The organism is Natrinema limicola JCM 13563, assembly GCF_000337475.1.
GTDB classification, from domain to species: domain Archaea; phylum Halobacteriota; class Halobacteria; order Halobacteriales; family Natrialbaceae; genus Natrinema; species Natrinema limicola.
Window position 1 is genome coordinate 22,019 of record NZ_AOIT01000069.1, and the last position, 20,528, is coordinate 42,546.

The 20,528-nt window shown below is 55.8% G+C and carries 22 protein-coding genes and 3 pseudogenes; 14 read left to right on the forward strand and 11 right to left on the reverse strand.

What is annotated here, in order from left to right; all coding sequences use genetic code 11:
- Positions 1–4: 4 nt before the first annotated feature.
- A pseudogene (locus C476_RS16385) lies at positions 5–639 on the reverse strand (IS6 family transposase).
- Between the two features lie 176 nt (positions 640–815).
- Between C476_RS16385 and C476_RS16390 the strand changes: the two are divergent.
- The gene (locus tag C476_RS16390; RefSeq protein ID WP_160162911.1) at positions 816–1,958 is read left to right on the forward strand and encodes a hypothetical protein; all 1,143 of its coding nucleotides are present in this window, start codon (positions 816–818) and stop codon (positions 1,956–1,958) included.
- Positions 1,959–2,053: 95 nt separating this feature from the next.
- On the opposite strand, the gene C476_RS16395 is transcribed toward C476_RS16390, so the two are convergent.
- Positions 2,054–2,773, reverse strand: a complete 720-nt coding sequence (locus tag C476_RS16395) for a DUF2270 domain-containing protein (RefSeq protein WP_008014956.1) — start codon at positions 2,771–2,773, stop codon at positions 2,054–2,056.
- A gap of 433 nt (positions 2,774–3,206) precedes the next feature.
- Between C476_RS16395 and C476_RS19525 the strand changes: the two genes are divergently transcribed.
- On the forward strand, positions 3,207–3,809 hold the full coding sequence (locus tag C476_RS19525) for an LURP-one-related/scramblase family protein (RefSeq protein WP_008014958.1): 603 nt from the start codon (positions 3,207–3,209) through the stop codon (positions 3,807–3,809).
- A gap of 59 nt (positions 3,810–3,868) precedes the next feature.
- Here the strand turns inward: C476_RS19525 and C476_RS16405 are convergent, their stop codons facing one another.
- From C476_RS16405 to C476_RS16420, 4 genes are all read right to left on the reverse strand, one after another.
- Entirely contained in the window at positions 3,869–4,855 is a 987-nt protein-coding gene (locus C476_RS16405; protein WP_008014959.1) for a DUF3592 domain-containing protein, read from the reverse strand.
- Complete coding sequence (locus C476_RS16410) at positions 4,852–5,049, reverse strand: helix-turn-helix transcriptional regulator (protein WP_008014961.1); 198 nt, start codon at positions 5,047–5,049, stop codon at positions 4,852–4,854. Before C476_RS16410 ends, C476_RS16405 begins: the two co-directional genes overlap by 4 nt.
- A 3-nt stretch (positions 5,050–5,052) precedes the next feature.
- A complete protein-coding gene (locus C476_RS16415) occupies positions 5,053–5,475 on the reverse strand; it encodes a hypothetical protein (RefSeq protein ID WP_008014963.1) in 423 nt (140 codons plus the stop codon).
- Positions 5,476–5,651: 176 nt separating this feature from the next.
- Entirely contained in the window at positions 5,652–7,388 is a 1,737-nt protein-coding gene (locus tag C476_RS16420) for a M48 family metallopeptidase (protein ID WP_008014965.1), read from the reverse strand.
- Positions 7,389–8,110: 722 nt separating this feature from the next.
- Here C476_RS16420 and C476_RS16425 point away from each other — a divergent pair.
- The gene (locus C476_RS16425) at positions 8,111–9,088 is read left to right on the forward strand and encodes a M48 family metallopeptidase (RefSeq protein ID WP_049912029.1); all 978 of its coding nucleotides are present in this window, start codon (positions 8,111–8,113) and stop codon (positions 9,086–9,088) included.
- Positions 9,089–9,174: 86 nt separating this feature from the next.
- Here C476_RS16425 and C476_RS16430 read toward each other — a convergent pair whose 3' ends face one another.
- Together C476_RS16430 and C476_RS18035 are read right to left on the reverse strand one after the other, a co-directional pair.
- Entirely contained in the window at positions 9,175–9,609 is a 435-nt protein-coding gene (locus C476_RS16430; protein WP_008014969.1) for a TM2 domain-containing protein, read from the reverse strand.
- 59 nt (positions 9,610–9,668) lie between these two features.
- A complete protein-coding gene (locus C476_RS18035; protein WP_309545802.1) occupies positions 9,669–10,178 on the reverse strand; it encodes a DUF2085 domain-containing protein in 510 nt (169 codons plus the stop codon).
- Between the two features lie 228 nt (positions 10,179–10,406).
- Here C476_RS18035 and C476_RS16435 point away from each other — a divergent pair.
- Positions 10,407–10,756: pseudogene (locus C476_RS16435) on the forward strand (helix-turn-helix transcriptional regulator).
- Positions 10,757–11,346: 590 nt separating this feature from the next.
- Here the strand turns inward: C476_RS16435 and C476_RS16440 are convergent.
- On the reverse strand, positions 11,347–11,991 hold the full coding sequence (locus tag C476_RS16440) for a hypothetical protein (RefSeq protein WP_008014975.1): 645 nt from the start codon (positions 11,989–11,991) through the stop codon (positions 11,347–11,349).
- A gap of 254 nt (positions 11,992–12,245) precedes the next feature.
- Here C476_RS16440 and C476_RS16445 point away from each other — a divergent pair, with 254 nt between their 5' ends.
- The 10 genes and pseudogenes from C476_RS16445 (at position 12,246) to C476_RS16490 (ending at position 18,042) form a co-directional block, all read left to right on the forward strand.
- The gene (locus C476_RS16445) at positions 12,246–12,536 is read left to right on the forward strand and encodes a hypothetical protein (protein WP_008014977.1); all 291 of its coding nucleotides are present in this window, start codon (positions 12,246–12,248) and stop codon (positions 12,534–12,536) included.
- Positions 12,536–12,862 carry a DUF7558 family protein gene (locus C476_RS16450; RefSeq protein WP_008014979.1) on the forward strand — a complete coding sequence of 109 codons (327 nt, stop codon included), beginning with the start codon at positions 12,536–12,538 and terminating at the stop codon, positions 12,860–12,862. The genes C476_RS16445 and C476_RS16450 overlap by 1 nt, the downstream gene beginning before the upstream one ends.
- Before the next feature lie 92 nt (positions 12,863–12,954).
- Positions 12,955–13,257 (forward strand): hypothetical protein, encoded by a 303-nt coding sequence (locus C476_RS16455; RefSeq protein WP_008014980.1) that lies wholly within the window; start codon positions 12,955–12,957, stop codon positions 13,255–13,257.
- 202 nt (positions 13,258–13,459) lie between these two features.
- Positions 13,460–13,669: pseudogene (locus tag C476_RS19860) on the forward strand (hypothetical protein); the annotation flags it as partial.
- 183 nt (positions 13,670–13,852) lie between these two features.
- A complete protein-coding gene (locus C476_RS16470) occupies positions 13,853–14,146 on the forward strand; it encodes a PadR family transcriptional regulator (protein WP_008014982.1) in 294 nt (97 codons plus the stop codon).
- Between the two features lie 197 nt (positions 14,147–14,343).
- Positions 14,344–14,493: a hypothetical protein gene (locus C476_RS18780; RefSeq protein ID WP_160162912.1), complete on the forward strand. Its 150-nt coding sequence runs from the start codon at positions 14,344–14,346 to the stop codon at positions 14,491–14,493.
- Positions 14,494–14,499: 6 nt separating this feature from the next.
- On the forward strand, positions 14,500–15,516 hold the full coding sequence (locus tag C476_RS16475; RefSeq protein WP_008014984.1) for a sulfite exporter TauE/SafE family protein: 1,017 nt from the start codon (positions 14,500–14,502) through the stop codon (positions 15,514–15,516).
- Between the two features lie 163 nt (positions 15,517–15,679).
- A complete protein-coding gene (locus tag C476_RS19535) occupies positions 15,680–15,961 on the forward strand; it encodes a calcium-binding protein (RefSeq protein WP_008014987.1) in 282 nt (93 codons plus the stop codon).
- A 219-nt stretch (positions 15,962–16,180) separates the two neighbouring features.
- On the forward strand, positions 16,181–17,623 hold the full coding sequence (locus C476_RS16485) for a sulfatase-like hydrolase/transferase (RefSeq protein WP_008014989.1): 1,443 nt from the start codon (positions 16,181–16,183) through the stop codon (positions 17,621–17,623).
- On the forward strand, positions 17,620–18,042 hold the full coding sequence (locus C476_RS16490) for a GtrA family protein (protein ID WP_008014991.1): 423 nt from the start codon (positions 17,620–17,622) through the stop codon (positions 18,040–18,042). Before C476_RS16485 ends, C476_RS16490 begins: the two co-directional genes overlap by 4 nt.
- A 943-nt stretch (positions 18,043–18,985) precedes the next feature.
- Here the strand turns inward: C476_RS16490 and C476_RS18535 are convergent.
- The gene (locus C476_RS18535; RefSeq protein WP_152418245.1) at positions 18,986–19,219 is read right to left on the reverse strand and encodes a hypothetical protein; all 234 of its coding nucleotides are present in this window, start codon (positions 19,217–19,219) and stop codon (positions 18,986–18,988) included.
- 615 nt (positions 19,220–19,834) lie between these two features.
- Positions 19,835–20,101: a hypothetical protein gene (locus C476_RS19545; protein ID WP_008014992.1), complete on the reverse strand. Its 267-nt coding sequence runs from the start codon at positions 20,099–20,101 to the stop codon at positions 19,835–19,837.
- Between the last annotated feature and the right edge of the window lie 427 nt (positions 20,102–20,528).

Sequence of the window (20,528 nt, forward strand, 5' to 3'; positions counted from 1 at the left end):
GTGTTCAGATAAGCTGGTTCCACGCAAAGGCGAACGACTTGAGCCACTGATCCGCAGTTTCTGCGCCTGCGTTGCTGAAACAGTTTGAGAATGAAGAGGTTCGTCGTTTTACTTCTCGAAAAACACGTTCAACACTGTTCCGATTTCCGTGACGTTCGTATCTGAAATCGGACCATGTCGCTGACAGGCGTAGTTCAGTGACTTGTCGCCATCGACGAGAAACACCGCATCATCGACGTCATGTTTCTCGCGTAATTCCGCGACAAACGAACTCGCTATAACCTTGTTTCTGGTCGGTTCAAGCTTTGTATGGAGCGGCTCGTTCGATTCTGGATCGACTGCAGCGTACAGCCAATACTGTTCGTCGTCGAGTCGGATCACCGTCTCGTCGACGGCGACGTGATCCGGACTTCGACCAGAATCGGGCTGTAGATCTGCCTTGTGAACCCAGTTGTGCACCGTAGAGCGAGCACGTTTAACACCAAATATCTCGAGAATTCGAACAGTATTCGAAAGCGAGAGTCCAGCAAGATGGAGCTGAATACTGAGCTTCATCAACAGTCGCGGTGTTGCTTCTCGCTCCACAAAATCCAAGTCGAATTGACCAATACTAGAACTGAGGCGTGCGTTTTCGGGCATAGATCACTTTGAAAACGCCACGCCTCACTCCTTCAACCTTATCTGAACACCGCCTAAATATGACTGACAACATTTTCCGTCACACTAGCGCATTATCTGTCGATCTCGTTGCGCTCGTGGCGGTCCTGTTTCATTCGTTTTCGCTATACATCGTGCTGTTGCTCTACTGGGGAGACATGATCGGAGGGACAGTTCAGCGGTTCTGTCAAACAATGGTTGCAGCTCCACGCGAAGAGTTCTCGCCAACAGAACCACCAGCAATGCGCCGGAACGGAGACCCGAATCCGTTCAGATTTTTGACTCCAAAGCTCGGGACTATCCAGCCGGTCGACGGGTTGCCACCGATCGCAGTACACAATCTTAAGCCGGCCGTGGTTGGGCTATTTACGGCGGCACCACTAACCGCCTTTGCTATCGGGCTGACGACGACGTTCCTTGATCCGCCGTTCACTATCGGGCCAGAGCCGACGCTCGGGATACTAGCTGCCGGTGGTCTTGCTATCATCGTGAAACATGGCTGGACCTTTCGGCGGTTCGTCCACTCGGATCGTCCATCCGCTAAGAGGATTCTCCCGAGCGTACGATGGCTTGGGCCGATTCTGATGGCGCTTCCAATCGTCGCTGTCGACACCGTCCACGCGGGAGCCGACTTTGACCCCTCAAGCGGGTTCACCGCGATTGCGGTCGTTCTCGTCGCAGGGCGGATCGCGTACGAGATCCGCCAAGACTCGCCGCCAACGGGAGCAGATTCATTCGAACTTTCGGAGCCGACGGGACGTCCGAGCGAGCGGTTCCGAACCGATCGGCGCGCGGTTCAAATTGCAGGGGCTATCGACGTGCTCATTCCACACATTGAGTGGGAGCTGCTCAACATCTTTTCTCGAGTTGCAGCCCTTTTCTTGGTGGCTATTCTGGGGTTCGTCGGAGCGTTCATTGTTGGACCGACGGCGGCAGTCGTCGGGATTGGCGTTGCACTCGTCGTAGTCGTAATCAGCTTCGTACTTATGGGGATCATTCACTTTGAGTTGGCCTTCGGGGCGATGGAGTACTGGTTATACGACGACGAATTGGTCGCATACGACACGCGACTCAACGCCGTTCAGTGGCGTGTCCCACTGGACGCGATCCGGGACGTTTCCGTCAAACGCGGGTTCTGGGCAGAACCGCCTGGCACGAACGCGGCGACAGTCACGCTTGAACGGTCCGATCTGGCTGCCAAGCAGTCACCATACGAATTCTATCGGCAGACACTTCTGTACGTTAAGACACCCGAGCGCGTCGCCAATCGACTCCGCCACCAGATAACGACACGGCAATAGGTCTTGGAGCCAATCAACTTCCAATACAAAGTGTCATAGAACTTGTCACATCATCTCTCTTCGAATCAATGAATCGGTCAGTATAGAGAACGGATTTATCGGTCTGTTTCTTTCCAGTCGTCCGGGTCCCCCTCACGGAATTCACCCTTCGCATGGCGCTCGTGGGGCCAGAAGGTGACGCCCAGCAGTCCGACGTAGAACACACCCACAACAGCAACCACAGCAATCCCGGGGATACGAGCGATTGCAGCGGTTGTCAGCCAGTCTTGGCGCGGCGCGAACGCTGTAATCCTGAAGACCCATGCGACCAAGAGGACACTGAGCAGCGCAAGATATACACGCCGGAGCCGGTTTGCGAGTGCCTCATGGAACGAGACTTTCAGCGTCGGCCTGCGGTAGTCCCTGCTCAGTTCCGCTCGCCAGTCGTGACTTTCAGTGCCTTGGGACGGATCGAGAGCGTTTGCGAGCAGATTCTCTTGGATGACTCGAGTACGAGAGCGAAAGACGTCGTAGTCCCGGTACCGCCGTGCTTCGATACCCAGAAAGATGGTGACGACAACGATCCCGATCAGCAAAATATAGTGTGGGTTATCGGTACTCGAAAACGCCCACGTCAAGATCGCCGCCATCAGCGTCACCGCCCACTTCGTCGTCTCGTCGAGGCGCTGCCGCCACGTCCCCACTCGATCTATCTCTCCGCGGTAGGCGTGGGCCATCACCGAACCGAGTCCCGTACTGTCGTCAACCATTTCGCGGCCGATCTCCCGTTGGTCTGGTGCTGTTGGGTCGAACTCGTCGCTACTCGAATCGGTCATAGGGGAAAGACATCTCCTCGCTCCATAAGCAGGTATGGTGACGGCGTAATCTGAGTGTCACGTACTGGAGAACATCAAACAGTACGCATATCTACTGAGCAGTTGAGTCAGTCATAATCACACTGACTGTAACTCTGGATGCCCACATCGTCTGCAATGAGAGCGCCAGTCTCATCCACTTCTCGTCACTGAACGATGAGACATAGGTCAGTTAGCAGGACTGAACTGCACGCACCAAACCCATCCACAAGGAATGTAGAAATCATCATTAGAGCTAGCTGTATCTACAAGAATGTTTCTACATGTCCTCCACAAACGACACTGAACGTCCACAGGAGGCGGTCACGGTTGCAAACCGATACCTCGACCGTGAACGCCCTCTGAGTGCTCTTGTTGTCGTGATCGCAGTGTCGCTGTTCCTTGGACATACTCGATGACATCACTGCTGCCAGCGGTCATCGTCGCAGCTGGGTTACTCGTCGTTGCCCACGCTCCGATTCTGCAGTCTCGTGGGACAGTTCAACTCCGAACTGATGCTGATCTCGAGACCGGTGACAGCGCTGGTAACGTCGTCCTGCGCGGGAAGCAGAAGATATTCAAGATGAAAGAGGAATTCCCGTTCGTCACCGGTGACGGCGAGGACGCGTTCACGGTGAAGGCGGGCGGTATTATGGACGTGGCGGGGAACTACGCGATCACGGACGCGGGAACCGGCGAAGAGGTCGTCGTCCTCGACGAGGACTTCTCGCTGTTCGTCGAGAACTGGACAATCCGTGACCCCGACACCGGGGAGGCGTTGGCGACTATCCAATCGAAGAGCAAGCCTCTCTCGGCACTCCGACACCTCGTCTCCGTTGCGGACCTCATCCCGAACAAGTACGAGATATTCGACGCCAGCGGAAACCACGTCGGCGACATTGAGGGAAGGCTCTCACTGCGAGACGCCTACATGGTCAGCATCGATGACGCCAGCGACGTCCCAAAAGAGGCCGTCATCGCCTCCGCCTGTATCCTTGACGCCCTTGAAAACGAGTGACTGTCTACGACCAACAAAAATCCCTTCGTCCTTTAGATAATTGAGTAACAGCGTCCAGTTCAGAACACGAGCAGTTGCAGGATCACTACGGTGAAAAAGAGCGCTACTACGAAAGCGAATCCGGTTCTCTGGACGCGTTTCCCGTAGGTATCGAGGTCGTGGTTTCCCAAGAGAATCGTGACAAGCCGAGTCGGATGCTTGAACGGGCTTGGCGGCCGCGGCTCCGGGATCCGGTCACGGAGACGTCGATACTCGGTGAACGACCAGACACCGTAGAGAAGCACTGACACAAGCAACACGAGCACCGCGAAAAACGCCGTTCCTAACAGGAAGCCAACCGGATCCAAGAGTGTGACCTGCAGGTCTGAACCGGTCCCCGATCCCGACTCCGTGCCGAGGAGGACGAGCACTACCCCGCCCAGCGAGAGCGGTAAAACGGCCACCGCACCAGCCATCAACTGTTTGCTAACGCGGTTGACCGTCTCACGGTCGACACCGAACAGTGTGGAATACCGCTGTTGTTCGTGTCTGTCCACCGGCTGAAGATCTGTCCCCTGCCCTGGTTTCCGTGTGCCGACAGCGTCAAGCGTAGTGACGAGTAGCAGTAGGCCGCCGATAGCCATGAACTGTAATGGTCCCTGTGACGTTCGCTGCTCCAAGAACCCTTCCCCCGGGGCGTCAGGATCGACGTATGCCGTTACCGTATCCCCGTCTTCGTACGGCTCCAGCGCTGATTCCGCCTCCCTCCTCGTGTCATACGTCTCGTCGAAACTTCCGGGGACTATCTGGTCGCTTCTGTACTCGGTACCCTGATACCGGTATGTGAACTCGGTGTGGGTGTCGTACTTGATACCGCTCCGACCGCTTTCGACTTCCGTGACCGATGTCTCAACGATGGTGGCTTCAACTTCGACAGAATCATCCACCGTTTGTGTCTGCTGGACGTAGTCGTATCCGCCATACCCGACGAGTGCGAGCCCGATTACTGTGAAGATGACCGTTCCTGCCGTAACTGCGACTGGTGTTCCACGTACAGAGATGTTCATTGTCCTTCTGGGCCGAATATGTCTTCGATGCTACAGTTAAAGTGTGCTGCGAGTTTGAACGCGAGCTCTAGTGACGGATCGTACCGGTTGCGTTCGATTGCATTGATTGTCTGACGGGTCACGCCGACTGCTTCGGCGAGTTCACCCTGACTCAGTCCTTCATCTTCACGTCGCTTGGAGAGATCGTTCTGCATAGCTTAGATACGGCGTTTCGCGATTCCAAGACAGACACCATACAACAGGAAGAGTGCCGAAAGAGTGAATATCACGCCCGAGACTGTCCCCGTGATTTCGATGTAGCTACCGGCATCAAGGACGTATAGGGCCGGAAGCATACTCAGGCCGATCAGCATCGTGACACCGATCAGGATCCCGCTGGCACGGTTATGTAACTCCCAGTCTCGCTCGTCTTGAAGTGTCGCCTCACTCAACATCGGTGCGAGGACGGCGATCCCGCCGGCGGTCCATGCGCCAAGCAGGTAGATGATCGTACCGGCAAAGTGCTGGTCGAGTACAAATCCGGCAAGCAGGCCGAGTATCGCTAGTCCAGCGATCCCGTATACGAGGCCCCGATACTTCTGACGGGTAAGTCCGGCGGCGATGATTCTATGATCGGCCATATGGTGTAAAGTCTCCTTTACAGTCAAACGTACTTTACACCCAGTGTTAAAGCTGTTGACACTCCGATATACGGTTGCCGTTGCACCAGGGACCATTGCAGTCTGGGAATTCCTGTACGTAGGCGGTTTCAATCGTGATTTGTTGGATATAGCTGGTGATTCGAATCAAGTGCCGGTCACACTTGAGCGCGAAGCCGGTCGATACGCTTCTCGGTTGGCGGATGCGTACCGAAGACCCGACGCGAAATAAACCGTCGCGTCCGATCGAAGAATGGATGTTTCTCCCACGGTGGCGGGACAATAGCGAACGCAGTAGCCGTATCCCGCTCGCGAAGATCAGTCGATGGGCGACGCTCGAGGTCAGCATCAAGCGACTCAAGCGCGCTTGCGAGTGCGGCTGAGTCGCCAGTAATCGCGACCGCGCCGTCGTCGGCAGCGTACTCTCGGCCACGGGAGACGAGAGCAACGTACCACCGGCTGACGGTTCCAACCAACATCGCTAGTGGTTCGATGACAGGGTTGTAGCCGTATCGACTACGAGCAAGTCGTGCAACAGCACTGGGCGCCGATAGCGCAGTGAGCACCGCGGCGTCTCGGTTGGCAACGTGGGCGAGTTCGTGAGCGATAGCAGCCTCGAGTTCGTGGTGCTCAAGCGTCTCGATCAACCCTCTAGAGAGAACAAGCGTCGAGACAGCGGGACGATAGCCCACTGTCAGCGCGACGGGTGTTCCGTGCTCGAGTACTCGAATCTCGGGCGGCGGCAGATCGACCTGGCCAGCGAGTCGAGTGACAATCGACTCGAGGGATGCATTCACATCGACTTTCCGGGCAGAGTCAGAGGTAGATCCCGCTGTACCATCAATCTGATCGACCGACTCGATGTCCGTGACCGTGAGCGCCTCGAGATCGAATCGGTCCTCGAGATCTCGGAGAACAGCGTTGTTGCCTGTAAACTCCGTGCGTATTGTAGCGCCGACGTGGATGCCAACGAACGCGACAGCACTCACGGCGGCCACTGAGACGACAACAGTTTCGACTGATACGAGAGTTGCTGCCCAGTAACTGGCTCCGACTATGACGATTCCTGTGACGGTCACTAGAATGGTCGGTCGCAGATCTGTAGTTTGCTCAAGTCTGGTACGCACCCATATGACCTCGTCCGTGATGCCGTAGGCGGCTGCTGGGTCGACAGGTTCCTCCTCGGCGATTTCGGCGGCGCGGCGCTCGATGGCGTTTCGCACCCCATCGACATGATTGGGAACGATTATCGATCCGAAAACGAGCCAAACAAGTGCAGCGACAACGAGCAGTGCGAACCCAACCCAATAGGCCATACTGAGATAGCCGACGATAAAAATCCCGATGACGAGCCAATTACCGCCGGTCGTGCGCTCATCGTTCACCTCGTCTTTCGAACGGATCCATTCGTGGGCAGCCCAGAGGTATCCAGCCATCAGCAAATAAAAGAAGCCGAGCAGGACCAAGAGTCCGAACAGCGGAGTAGGCAGTACTGAACGAAGGAACGGCAGAGTACTTAGCACAATCAGTAACGACGAAAGCAACAGCACGTACGAGGCGAGTTCGACAACCCCCTGGGCAAGTGCACCAGCCGGTGCGGAGCGCTCGCGAGCGGTACGGACGGTCCGCAGCGACAATTCGACAGCCGCCAAACAAGGCATCCCGACCGCAACTACGAGTGCTACAGCGAGCGGCTCGGCGGCGAGACGGAAATCAGAACCAGAGAGGATCGCTAGTGAGGAAAGCACCTCAACACCGTAGTGAGCCCCAGCGTAGATCGGGACGCCAATCAACAAGAGGACAGCGACGACGACACCACTCGAGAGGAACAGACAGCTAACACCGGCAATGACTGTCCGGACAAAAAGGCCGGCACGAGTTGGGAGCAACGTCATGACGGATTTCACCTCGAATAATTGAGAACCGGACGGACTAGAGGGGAACCAAGATAATGCATGTCGTTTCAAGAATTAACTTCGAGTGACAAATAGATACCCGACCGATCACAAACTGAGACTCAGTCGAGATCTTCTTATTTATACGCTTATCATGGCGGAACTGCTGGTCACTACACGTGCGAACGTATCCTCATTCGATAATCAACGACTATCCGTTACGTCTCGTGGAAAAACAATATAGAACGTGAATGCGAGACCGATTGCATTCCCAATGGCGGGGGCAATTGCCTCTTGCCAAGACTCCCCCTGCCCGATGACTCCGATTAATAGTCCCACTCCTAAACCAATGGACAGTCCTAGAATGGTTCTCCGAAGTGGCGACTGAAAAACAGCACTCACATATAACATTAATTATCTCATCTCATAAACATTCAGGAATTTGAATATATNCCTAGAATGGTTCTCCGAAGTGGCGACTGAAAAACAGCACTCACATATAACATTAATTATCTCATCTCATAAACATTCAGGAATTTGAATATATGTTTGGTTTGCACACTGTCTTACCTGAACTGATCTCCAACCTCGATTAACAAGCAGTCGTAGTTATCGAATTAAGTGTTTCTGTTTCGTCACCAATTCTGAACAACGAAACTGTCTCACCATCGCCATCTACTGATATAATAAATACTTTGAATAAACACTCAAGTTTAACTACCATGCCCTCCAGACCAACCACTCTTCAATTACGGATGGTCGCTGCCCTCCTTGGACTTGCCTTCGTCTCAGTTGGATTCCTTCTGGGAGTGTGGGTTGTCTTCTACGGTGTACTCGTCTTTTTTGAGAATTCGCATGCCACTCAGATAGCGGGCACTATTACTGTTGCAACGCTTGTGACGATCGGCTATCTCGAGTACAGGCAGCTCGAAACGATCGAACGACGTGCAGATGCCTATCCAGTGGATCGAGAGACGGCACCGGAATTGTATCAAATAACGACGCGAGTTGCTGCCCAACTCAACGTCCCTGTCCCAACGATTGCTATCTCTGACCGAGATGTGCCTGAAGCATTAGCGATTGGGTTCCGACCAGAAAACATCCATCTGGTACTCTCTCTTGGGACAATCAAGGCACTGGACGGGCAGGAGGAACTCGAGGCAGTGATTGCGCACGAACTCGCTCACGTCAGAAACCGAGACGCGATGATCATGACGGTTGTGTCACTTCCTGTTGTTCTCGCTGATGGACTGCGATCACGGGTCACGCAGATAGAAAATCCAGGGGCAGTTGGTATTGTGACCGTGCCGCTTGGGTTTTTGTCAACCAGCGTTTGGGTTGTCGGGAGAACGATCACGGCTCGTCTGTCTCGAGCCAGAGAACGAGCAGCAGATCAGGCAGCCGCAGAGGTTACCGGGTCGCCTGCTGCCCTCGCCATTGCACTCCAACGACTCGATGAAGAAATCGCAGGCACACCAACTCGTGATCTTCGTGAAGCTTCGAGTGTCTCTTCGTTGTCCGTTCTGCCACTTGACCCAAAGGAACCTGAAAAAGTCATGCTTGGACCAGACGGAGACACTGAGCCGTCGTATTGGTGGCTCAGAAGGTGGACACACCGACTTAAACGCTATCTCTTTGGAACACACCCTCCAACCGACGAACGAATCAAGGCGCTCTCAGAACTCGAGCGCAAACAGTGAACCGCCTCGAGGTCACGCCCCGAGGCACTCGGCCTGCTCTGCCTGTAGAGAAGAAGGACTGACAGTCTTCCGTGTTCGGGACGGTGTTATCGTCCAAGCAGACTTCCGTCGGCGTACTTTTCCTCGTACTCGGTATCGTCGGCGATAAGCATCAGAATTCCCTCAACCAGGCCAAGCACTGCGGGGATACCCGTCCAGAAGAAACAGAGGTAGAGTACGCCGAGTTTCATGTTGCCCTGGTAAAATTTATGTGCCCCCAAGCCGCCGAGTAGTAGCGCCAGAACGCCGGCCGCGATCTTGTCTGAATCTGTCGATCCCTGCACGGAAGGCTGTCGAACACCACAGTCCGGACAGATTTCCGCCTGCTTGGCTATCAGGGTCCCGCACTCGACACAGTACTTCTCGTTTTCAGCCCGCTCGTCGTAACTTCCCTCGAGAGATATGGTTTGATTGACCCCGCAGTTGGTACACACCTCTGCATCGTCGGCGATCTGCTCGCCACAATTAATACAGTACTTCATGTAGTGAGGACTGACTTCTTCTCAGACTCGACATAAGTACCTGATCGTTCGGACTCGCATCACCACGAAGATAAGATCGAACTGAAAGCGATGATACCATATACGAGACCAATACCGAGAACGGTAAGCGAAGATTCGAACAGCAACAACGCGAGTCCAAGTCCGTATCCAGAGCCGAGTAACGCACCGGTTACAGTTCGAACGATATTATAGCCCCGCCGGTCGCGGAACGTCGTAACTGCCCAGTCGACAAACGAGGGAACAGGCAGCAACGCAACAGCAAAAAGCGCATCGGTGCCTCGAAACATGATGCCATACGAGAGAAATCCCATGGCGATCCCTGGATAGATGCCCAGACACCGCGCGCAGATGTGAACACGGTGACCGAAGACAGAAGGTGAATAACACCGATAGAATTCAGACGGAAGGTGGTGTGCGAGCACGAATCGGCGCGTCTTGCTCAGACCCTTTCGTAGCTCTGCAGTATCGATCCGCATAGGACGATTCTCGCAGAGTGACGGGATGTATCTACTGGACTCACGGCGGATCACCCATGCCACGTCTGCCATAGGCGATTGTTATGAGACTCTGATAGTCCACTCGAGGAGGACTCCGTGTTCTCAAGGTCTTGACGCTAGCTGGTGTGTACTGCATCTAGCAATACGGCGAGAGACTCGAGAGTGGCATCGCGGTCGAATCGACAGTCAACGAAAGGTGCTTTTTAACATCTCGCCTTGTGTTGAATATAGTATGGATGCACTCCTGCCTATAGCAGTACACACGGCGAGGTGGCCACCATGAGCAGTTCCACGGCCGAAGCCGAACTCAACGAGGATGAGCACGCCGGCCTCGAGCTCATCCGCGAGTCTGGCGGCATCCACCAGAGCGATTTCTGGAAGGAACTGGATTCTCCTCGCGCAAGGGCAGCCGGATCGTCGAATCGCTCGTTGAAAAGGAACGGGTCGATCGCGAGGAAACCGTTTACAAGGGCCACAACACCTACTTTATCTCGCCGGCCGCACGAGACCTCGATTTCAGACTGCTGATGGCCGGCGATATGCTCTCGCCGTTTGTCGGCGAGGAAGAGATTGATCCTAACAGCGACGCCTTCTCGCAGTGGATCATGAACCTCGCGTACGAGGAGTAGTAGTCACGATCGCCGCTCGAGATCGAGGCATGTCCGTTTCTCTTTGTCCACGGTATCTTGGTAGACGAACAGTTGATGCACGCCCCATCACGGCCTTCTTTGACAGAGACCCTAACAGTGTTTTGAGTGACACTGATCAGTTTAACTGGCCAGTATTACTTCCCGATGGCGTCGGGTCTTCTTCCTCTCGAGGAATAGTTGCAAGTCCAGTCGATACTGCTGGCGTCCTCACATTCTGCCTTGCTGTAATCGGGATTGCCACCTTCGATACGCCNGATACTGCTGGCGTCCTCACATTCTGCCTTGCTGTAATCGGGATTGCCACCTTCGATACGCCACTTCTGACAAGGGGGATCCTCATCGGTGTTGCGATACGATGACGGTGTGCTCAAGTCACATCACAGTCAGCTTTCGGATTAGCCGGTCTACGGAAAAGAAAAGATACGTGTTTACCCCGAGGACTCAACAACCGTTGAGGCGAACGTTTTCGGGCATAGAGCACTCGGAAAACGCTCTTCCTCACCTTTCAATCCTTATCTGAACACCGCCGATACCTAGCGGTCAACACATTTGTGTGAGCGTCTTCGGCTCTAGTCGTTCGTTCCCTGCATTACGAGTCGTGCCGTCGCACGGTCCCGTTCTGAGGCCCTGAGGAATCCCTTCGTGAAGCCCGCCCCGAACATCGCATCAACGAGAGTATCGCCTGTCTCGGGTGGTTCCTCACGGTTTACGACAGTGGCGAAGCGAAAGATGTGGGAGTTCCCCGTCGCGGTATCAAACGTTAGATCCCACCGGTACCGCCTCGTTGACCGGTCAGTACCCAAGTAAAGGTTTGAGTCGGCGTTGCCATCGTCAGCTGGAACAACGTCTCCAGAGTGAGAGACGAGCGAGCCCGACTTCCAGCCGTGTTCGACCGTTAGCGAGGCAGTCTTCCACTCGGTTCCCGTCTCATTCACTCTTGGGATAAGTCGATACTTGGTGACGAGAGCGTAGCGGTTGGTCAATTCAAGGTCGAGAACCGATGCAGACTGTCGAACGGAACCATACGTCTCGTGTCCCGCTGTCGTCGTATCGGTGGCCACGATGGGACTGTCCCGTTGACCCGTTGAAGGAACTGGCTCCTCGGCGTGCGTGGCTGGTGGAGCGGAGGGTTTGTCGGCGATCGCGGCTGTGGCCCCGAGGACGCCGACGACCCCGGTACTGGCGACCAGTCCAAGGAACGTGCGACGCTTCATTATTTCGAATGAATGTCTCTGAGATAGAATATCTGTTGATAGCACCTAGAGATAAACACCTGCGTATCAAAGAGCCCAGAAGGTACGACGCGCTCAATACGCATGTGTAGTGGTCGTGTGTTTCACACCAATATATGTATGAAGAATAGTGTTTCAGTAGAACCATCTTCTACTCGACTGTGCTTCCAGCAGCGAGTTTCTTGGCGCCATGAGGCATGAGGCGCGCTCAGCAGCGTGTCGTCATGTGACTTACAATGACAGGCCCAAACCCGATTGACGACACTGCAGACGATTACAGCCGGTTCGAGGCCAGACTCGTTGCCCGTGATCAGGATGCAACTCGCGTCGTGACAGCTGATATCAGTGAGCCAACCGCCCGACAGTTCGTTACGGAACTCATCGATAACGGTGTGGTGACGCCGGTCCCTGGCAAGTGGGTGTTCGTCCACGAGCCAAGTGGGACCACCTTTGACTCGAGCACTCAGTTTGCTGTCTTCCATCAAGGCTGGACGGCGGCCCGCAATGCCGACGAGGTGGGTGAGTGATGCAGCAGACGCTCGCTGGCTGTGCCTTCTGCGACGCCCTGCCCGGCACCGAGGCCGGTGAGGCACATACCTGGGGAAAAGACGAGCGAGTCTCCCACCTGATCTGTGTCGACTGCGCTATCCAGACGGAGCCGGACCCTGACGAGTTCGATCACTGCACCTGCGACGGCTGTGGGCTCGTCGTCGACACGATCGCGGCACTCACGCGGTTCCACGTCGAACTCGGCCATCTCGAGGGTTCGTTACAGCTGTGTGCGAGGTGTAGTCCCGGAGGCCCGGCGACATACTGGACACGCGACCTCGAGAAGCATATCGTATCTGACTGACGATCGGCCGACCGGTCGTCGACGTGAGGGGAGCGTGGCTCACATTGTACACACGACAAATGCTAAGTGGACTGGCTCACAATGTACACATAATGAGTAGCGACAAAAAGCGCGTTCAGTTCCGGGCGCCCCACCGACTTATCGACCGGACCGACGCCCTCGCAGACGTCCTCGGGGAAGACCGGACGGATGTCCTCGTGACTGCGCTGCGAGAGTACCTCCAAGAGGCGGCTCATGACGACGCGCTCACGCAGGAAATCGCAGCTGCCTACTACGACGACGAGATTTCCTTCGAGCAACTCAAAGCGCTCGTCGGTGCCGAAGAGGCAGCGAACCTCCGAGTGTTGAAACAGCAGTTGGACGAGGACTTCATCGACGAGGTCGCCGACACATAAATGTCGACGCTCGTTGCTGGCGCCTCTGCCCTCGTGAGTCTCGGGGTCGTTGCTGACGACGACCCCAATCCACTCGAACTCTGTCTGTCCTGCTACGAGGTCATCGTCCCAACAGTAGTCATCGAGGAACTCCGAGAAATCGCCTCGTATGATGACGTACACCTGTCTCTTATACACATCNNNGAGATGTGTATAAGAGACAGGTGATGAATTCAATCAACTCGGCCTGATCCACGCCTCGCTCGCCGATACCCGGCTCGTCACAACGCCGACGCTGTTCTCGGTCCTCGTTCGAACCGGGCAGCTGTCAGCTGCTGAGGCTCAGATGCTCCTCGACGAGATCAGTGACGCCCGCAGCTGGGACGCGAACAGCTACGTGCAACGTGCCCGGTCACTGCTCGAGGAGCCCTGACACCGACGCTGTCGCCCATCGGTTCTCAGTCACCGCCTAGAACCCGTCCGTACCTGGGCCCCTGTTCGGCGCAGACCGTGTGCAAGTCTACCTTGTCGTTCTCACATCTTCAACATACGAGAAATTTCTAAGGTGTCACTTGGTCCCGGAATCTTCATCAAATCAATATACTCACATTCAGATATGTACGATCTCACCAAATTCCAGCGTGATATCTTGTACGTGATTGCCGGCCAAGACGAGCCACATGGCCTCGCGATCAAAGACGAACTCGAGGAGTACTACGAGAACGAGATCCACCACGGGCGGCTGTACCCAAATCTCGACGAGGTCGTCGACAAAGGGCTCATCGAGAAAGGCCAAGTCGATCGTCGGACGAACTCCTACACGATCACAGCGCGTGGGCAACGCGAACTCGAGGCCCGGCGTGAGTGGGAAGATCAGTACGTTGGTGAGCTACTCTCGAGTTCGGAGTAAGACGGTTACGACCGCTGATTGTGCATACTGAGTCGGCTCCCTCGAGTGTTGTTCCATTACGATCACAGTCTCAGGAGATGCTGAACTAAACAGTGCCGCCGACAGTATCAAAACCGTTATCACGACACTGTGCCGACAGGGAGTGTGAGAAAACGAATGAGCTGCGATCGGGTACGTGTCACGTGGAGGCAGACGGAATGAGCGAACTCGCGACGCCGTACCCTGTGACACGGGAGGCCGTCCTCTTCGGTACCGGTTTCCGTGCGGCACTTGGTCTCGGTATCGGCTCCGGTACCATAGAGCGGCTCGTCACACGACCGACGCTCGAGACGATCGAACGCACCTGAGAAACGATGGTACTGGGACTCGGACCCGAGGTGCTGGCGTTGTTCGTTGCGTTCGGCTTCATGGTCGGGGTGTTTTTCAGCTTCTTCGGGATGGGTGGGTCCTTTCTCGTGACGCCCACGCTGTTGATCCTCGGTTATTCCGCGCCGGTCGCGGTCGGCTCGAGTATGGCCTTTGTCTTCGGGACAGCCGTCATCGCGACGCTGAAACACCACGACGTCGGTCAGGTCGACTGGAAGCTCGGTGGCCTGATGTTTTTCAGTATCGTCCTCGGCATCGAGGGGGGCAAGCTCTTCCTGTTCTTCCTCGAGGCGCTGGGCCGGGCCGAACTGATCGTCGGGTTCGTCTACGTGCTGTTGCTCGCCGGCGTCGGCCTGTTGTTCGTCCGGAGCGCGCTCGCGGGGCCGGACGACGCCGACGGCGAGTCCGACGATCCGGACGACATTCCCGAGATCGCACGGACGATCAAGTCCTACAATATCCCGCCGATGGTGACGCTCACCGATGGGAGCGAGGCCTCGCTGTGGACGATCTCCGGCGTCGGTGGCGGGGTCGGAATCGTCTCGGGCTTTCTCGGCGTCGGCGGGGGCTTCCTGCGGATGCCCGCGATCTACTACCTGATCGGAGTCCCGCTCGCCGCTGCCGTCGGCACGAGCCTGTTCGGCGCGCTCATGTCCGGTGCCGTCGGCGCGTTCACCTACGGGCTCGACGGCGTCGTCGACCTCGGCATCGTGACGGGGCTGCTGATCGGCTCCGCGCTGGGGGCTCGCATCGGCTCGGCCGCGACCGTCTACGTCGACGAGGACGACGTCACCATCTACTTCGGCGTCATGCTGTTGCTCGCCAGTGCCGCCGTCGCCCTCGGCGAACTCGAGAGCTGGCTCGAGATGCCCGCCCTCGACACCGCGAGTTTCGTCCTGTTGATCGGCTCGTCGATGTTCGTGACCGCGATCATCCTCTACTACGCCGCGAAGACGGTCCGGGCCGGGACTGCCAGCGGCCCGACCCCGACCAACAGCGGGTAATACTGTCGAAGCAAAATCCTGGTGGATTTTCCCCGCCAGTATCCGTCGGTGGCGTCGGACGTGTTCGGGCCGCTCGACATCGGACAGTTGTCCGGTCTCTCGCGCCCCTCTATTTTCGTTGGCTGTCTCTTCGATTTACGCACTTTTGTCCGAGAGTATAACTATGGCAGATAGAGACGAAGAGCATGAGGAGCGCATCGAGATGGAGATAATCGTCGATGCCTACACTCAAGACGAGCAGGCCGTGGGCTGGATAACCTATCTGGAGGAGATCATGGACTTTCCCTTTGAAGCGCAGTGTATCGAGGAGCGCAAGTCGCGTTTTCGTATGGCAGTGGGCCAAGTGGTTCCCGATTGCTCTTTCCGGGTGAATCAACTACTAGACTCTCGTCGGTTACTACTGGGGACAGTGGTTGCGAAATATGTCTTGAGAAACATATATTGAGTGATGGGTGATGCAGTCGTCCGTCCATTTCGATGGCAGTATCGTAACCCTCATACGCTAACTGACTAATCAAGCACTACCCAATGCGTCTCTTCTGTTCATCGGCTGACATCGGACACAGACAGTCCGCACAGCGTGCTTTCGCTTCGGAATCCGTCCGGTGGACATCGCAACGGGTTACAAAACCAAACCGATCAAGAGGCAGCTAACTGACAGATTATGACAGCTGGTGAATCTATTTCGAACGTCGTACTCATCACGGTTGACTCGCTTCGGGCAGATGCGATCAATCCGTACGACGATGACCGACACACGCCGGTGCTGGAATCGCTTGCGGATCGTGGGGCCGTCTTCGATCGTGCCTTTGCGACCGGGAACTGGACCCCGTTTTCGTTCCCGTCGATGTTGGCGTCACGGCCAGTATTCGCCGACGGCGGTGGAATCGGTATCGAGGACTCGCCGACGCTTGCCCAGTCGCTCTCGGAGGCCGGCATTTCTACTGGCGGGTTCAACGCCGCGAACGGATTTCTGACCTCACACTGGGGTTACGACGACGGGTTCGACGAGTTCGAATCGTTCGTCACGGATGTCGGCTCGAGCGTCTACAGCCGGTATCTGGCGACTCATCCGACGGTCGAGGCATGGCTACAGTTAGCGACGTCACCGCTCCGGCGTGTCAAGTCGTGGCTCCAGCGGGAGACCGACGACCGGCCGTTTTTGGACACATCGCGGATGTTCGACGTTGAGCACGCCGCACGATCATTTATGCAGGAGACGGAGTCACCGTTTTTCCTCTGGGTCCACTACATGGATGTCCACACACCATACGTTCCCGCACCTCGTTATATCCGTGAGGTGTCGTCAAACCTCGTCGGCACACACCGGATGTTGCTCGCCCACACGCGGACTGGCCTCGGCTGGGACGTCAGCGAGCGAACGCTCGAGGACCTTCGAACGCTCTATCAGGCGGCCGTTCGGCAGGTCGACGCGAGTATCGGGCGACTCCTCGAGACGCTCTCGGAGACCGGCCTCGACGACGACACAGCTGTCATCGTCGCGGGCGACCACGGCGAGGAGTTTCAGGAACATGGCCATCTCGCACATTACCCGAAGCTGTACGATGAACTGATTCGGGTACCGTTGCTCGTCGACATCCCTGGAACGGAGAGCCGACGGGTCGAACAACAGGTTGGCCTCGACGCGCTTCCGCCGACGGTCACAGACGTACTCGATGTCCAGCCACCGGATACGTGGACGGGAACGTCGTTGCTACCGAGCGTTTGCAGCGATGAGCCGCCGGCTGACGAGCCCGTCGTCTCGGTCACCGTTCGAGACGAGGACGTGACGTCACAACCGATCCCGCGGTCGCTCGAAGACGGTGACCTCCTCGTCAGTGCCCGAACCCGGGACTGGACCTATATCGAGAACGTAGCGACTAACGACTGCGAACTCTACCACCGGCCAAACGATCCACTCCAACAAACGAATCTCGCGACCGACCCGACGCCCGACCAACAGGATATAATCGAAGAACTCGTACCGATCGTCACTGAGCATGCCAATATGCTCCAGAACGCGGATACGGTGGCGGATGGGGACGACGATGGTGACGGGCCCGACGAGAATCTCGAGACCCGACTGCAGGCACTTGGCTACAGATGATCCAGCGGTTCCTCCGCAACCTTATCAGCAGTCCGATCGCACCGCAACTGCGACGGTTCGTTGCCGTCGGAATAATCGCCGCTGGGGTACAGATGATGTTGCTCTGGGTGTTCGTCGACAAAATCGGTCTGTATTACCTGATCGGTGGACTGATCGCTATCGAGATCACCATCGTTCTCTCGTACGTCCTCAACAACCTCTGGACCTTCCGAGCGAGCCGGAACACCGGCACCAGAGAATATTTCGTTGGCCTCCTCAAGACGAACGTCGTCCGCGGGACAGCGATCCCGATCCAGCTCGCGATTCTCTTGCTGCTCGTCGAGTTGGGTAGCATCCCATATCTTCTGGGCAATGCAGTGGCAATCGCACTCAGCGGGATCTATCGGTACGTACTCGACGCACGGTGGACGTGGGGGTGAGCCGGCTCGAACGGACGCCGGCCATCGGAGCAGCCATCCACGGGTTTCGTGGGCTATTGGCCTCAATTGGGTGCAGGGGGTACGCACAGCGTCGCAAATTGGGGTCCGAGCGACCAGCAGCGGACGATTCTGAGTGTGTTGGAATCGGAAGGGGGTTGATAAGGATGTCGACAAACNAGCGTCGCAAATTGGGGTCCGAGCGACCAGCAGCGGACGATTCTGAGTGTGTTGGAATCGGAAGGGGGTTGATAAGGATGTCGACAAACATACTCACTGTCGCGTTCATACCCGCGCGACATGGGCAGATCCAATCATTTATTCATCTCTGTCTCGCCCGCTTGGCGGCCATCACCCCGGCCCATCCAAGCGGCTTGAGATCCTTCCGGACCATCCTACTGAGAGGCGTCTCTCCGATCTCGAGGATGTCGATAGCCTCGAGTGGACTGCCGTCGGCATGCTCGAGGCGAGCAGCAGCTGCCGTGCTATACGTTAGTGAGAGAGTGTTATAGAAGTCTTCTCGCTGTATTGATTACAGCTTCCTCGACGGTGAATGGCCNGCAGCAGCTGCCGTGCTATACGTTAGTGAGAGAGTGTTATAGAAGTCTTCTCGCTGTATTGATTACAGCTTCCTCGACGGTGAATGGCCAGATAAGTAGGTATGCCAACCTTTTGCTCTGCGCTCCCTCGCTACCGCTCGGTCGCTCGGCAAAACGTTGATGAAAAGCACTCCTCTCTCCCCTACGGGTCGGTTGTCGGCCCGCTCGCTCACTCCGTTCGCTCGCGGTCACAGCGGTAACACCTCCGCCTCTACTTACCGACTGATTCACTCAAAGGGAGTTGAAACAACTCACTTGCGAGTCTTTCTATGACACTCTCTGCCAGTAGTTGATGAGGATGTACGCCTTCTTTATTAACAGCGGAACCAGAACGCTCGATTCGGTAACTACACTCGTTCATACACTGATTCCATCGCACTTATTCCACCGAGAATCATCGCACCGAATATTAATTCATTTTGATTCCAGATACCGTTAAAAAGAGCATTACCTTCTTCTAAACTAACTATTTTGGCTTGAGGAAAATTGTTTGACACTCTGGATGGAGTGGCAAACAGATGACCTAAAAAGACCAAACAGACACCACCGATCATTACCACACCAGATATGTCACCTCCCATATATAGTGCATACACAAATAGAATTCCGGATAAAATGCTAACTGTTGCGGATACAACCAATTGCCTTGACGGACTCACGTGTTGTGGTTACGTGTAGAGATTCTACAATGAAAACGCCACTTGCTGAACCCGTTGAACATGGAGCATCTCGAGCAACCGTTGGTCCTACTCGGACGTGGCATCGAGAATCCTGCCACCGGCATCCATAGTGATGAGAAGTATCTCTACGTCGTCGAACTGCCGCCGCGGAGCCCATTCGACGAACCGGCCGAGCGAACCGATCGGTCCGTTGCCGGAGTGGGCCATAGTGCATTCGCGCTGTCTATTCAACACGACGCTGTCACCATCACTGCTAGCTGCTGAGCGTGACAGCGTTAGAAACCGTACACACTATACCAGCCTATGACCACACCTCACCGTCGGCGATTGAGCACAGGTTCGTAAGGACACTCTCCAGTTCATCCAAGACACTGAAGCTGATGAACTAGTACCGTCCCTTGCCGATGAAAGGCACGATATTGAGCGTCCGATATGCGGTGAGTCAGCCACGGCCTCGAGCTGATCGCCCTTGTCGATCGAGCCGTCGTTGATCACGACCGAGACGCTCGGTCGCGACTACACGTATGCAAAGCGCTTGCGACGCTCGCGAACGGAGCGCCGCCACCGGTAGCTATCCGGATCGGACACCTCGTCTTCGTAGTGGTCGAACTCGACGCCGGCCCCGTCGTCGAGGATGAGCGATCGCTCGGGCGAGACGCTGTCCAGCAGACAGGATGATCCGAGACTGTCGGTGCCGTTCTGGACGGGTTCGCGAATCGCATCTGTGAGATCTGCTAGCTGATCTTCGATGAAGTACATTGCAACCCGCTCGTCAGCGGTCATTGTCACGGTCTCGTCAGTCGATGGCTGACTGGCCAGCCTCGAGTCAGTCGCTTGGTTCGTGGCAAACTCCGATAATGGAAGTGATTCTGTTATGATGTCCACCCGATCTGGCACCACACAAACCGCACTCGGCGGTCACGTGGGAGTTGAATAGACCTAAATTTGATCTCTAGTACGATCACTCGAGTGAAAAACCAGAAATTATGTATTATACCTGAGGATGGGGATTGCAGAATGAGGAAATATAGTTCGTAGAAGAGGACTTTAGTAGCATACTACCCAAAGAAAAGATGTAGATGACGAAGCACACAGCTCAAATGGACGAACCGACAACTGACGTACCTGGCATTGGCGATACATTCCCTGAACTGACCGTCGAGACGAGCATGGGTGAGCGCTCGCTGCCCGACGACTACGAGGACAAGTG

Excerpts from the sequence above, each read along its gene's own strand:
- C476_RS16445 (WP_008014977.1), top strand. The coding sequence starts at position 12,246 with ATGACAGGCCCAAACCCGATTGACGACACTGCAGACGATTACAGCCGG.
- C476_RS16490 (WP_008014991.1), top strand. The coding sequence starts at position 17,620 with ATGATCCAGCGGTTCCTCCGCAACCTTATCAGCAGTCCGATCGCACCG.
- C476_RS19525 (WP_008014958.1), top strand. The coding sequence starts at position 3,207 with ATGACATCACTGCTGCCAGCGGTCATCGTCGCAGCTGGGTTACTCGTC.
- C476_RS16405 (WP_008014959.1), bottom strand. The coding sequence starts at position 4,855 with ATGAACATCTCTGTACGTGGAACACCAGTCGCAGTTACGGCAGGAACG.
- C476_RS18535 (WP_152418245.1), bottom strand. The coding sequence starts at position 19,219 with ATGGGAGGTGACATATCTGGTGTGGTAATGATCGGTGGTGTCTGTTTG.
- C476_RS19545 (WP_008014992.1), bottom strand. The coding sequence starts at position 20,101 with ATGACCGCTGACGAGCGGGTTGCAATGTACTTCATCGAAGATCAGCTA.
- C476_RS16410 (WP_008014961.1), bottom strand. The coding sequence starts at position 5,049 with ATGCAGAACGATCTCTCCAAGCGACGTGAAGATGAAGGACTGAGTCAG.
- C476_RS16390 (WP_160162911.1), top strand. The coding sequence starts at position 816 with ATGATCGGAGGGACAGTTCAGCGGTTCTGTCAAACAATGGTTGCAGCT.
- C476_RS16455 (WP_008014980.1), top strand. The coding sequence starts at position 12,955 with ATGAGTAGCGACAAAAAGCGCGTTCAGTTCCGGGCGCCCCACCGACTT.
- C476_RS16420 (WP_008014965.1), bottom strand. The coding sequence starts at position 7,388 with ATGACGTTGCTCCCAACTCGTGCCGGCCTTTTTGTCCGGACAGTCATT.
- C476_RS16425 (WP_049912029.1), top strand. The coding sequence starts at position 8,111 with ATGCCCTCCAGACCAACCACTCTTCAATTACGGATGGTCGCTGCCCTC.
- C476_RS18035 (WP_309545802.1), bottom strand. The coding sequence starts at position 10,178 with ATGGCAGACGTGGCATGGGTGATCCGCCGTGAGTCCAGTAGATACATC.
- C476_RS16470 (WP_008014982.1), top strand. The coding sequence starts at position 13,853 with ATGTACGATCTCACCAAATTCCAGCGTGATATCTTGTACGTGATTGCC.
- C476_RS16485 (WP_008014989.1), top strand. The coding sequence starts at position 16,181 with ATGACAGCTGGTGAATCTATTTCGAACGTCGTACTCATCACGGTTGAC.
- C476_RS16475 (WP_008014984.1), top strand. The coding sequence starts at position 14,500 with ATGGTACTGGGACTCGGACCCGAGGTGCTGGCGTTGTTCGTTGCGTTC.
- C476_RS16450 (WP_008014979.1), top strand. The coding sequence starts at position 12,536 with ATGCAGCAGACGCTCGCTGGCTGTGCCTTCTGCGACGCCCTGCCCGGC.
- C476_RS16440 (WP_008014975.1), bottom strand. The coding sequence starts at position 11,991 with ATGAAGCGTCGCACGTTCCTTGGACTGGTCGCCAGTACCGGGGTCGTC.
- C476_RS16430 (WP_008014969.1), bottom strand. The coding sequence starts at position 9,609 with ATGAAGTACTGTATTAATTGTGGCGAGCAGATCGCCGACGATGCAGAG.
- C476_RS18780 (WP_160162912.1), top strand. The coding sequence starts at position 14,344 with ATGAGCGAACTCGCGACGCCGTACCCTGTGACACGGGAGGCCGTCCTC.
- C476_RS16395 (WP_008014956.1), bottom strand. The coding sequence starts at position 2,773 with ATGACCGATTCGAGTAGCGACGAGTTCGACCCAACAGCACCAGACCAA.
- C476_RS19535 (WP_008014987.1), top strand. The coding sequence starts at position 15,680 with ATGGCAGATAGAGACGAAGAGCATGAGGAGCGCATCGAGATGGAGATA.
- C476_RS16415 (WP_008014963.1), bottom strand. The coding sequence starts at position 5,475 with ATGGCCGATCATAGAATCATCGCCGCCGGACTTACCCGTCAGAAGTAT.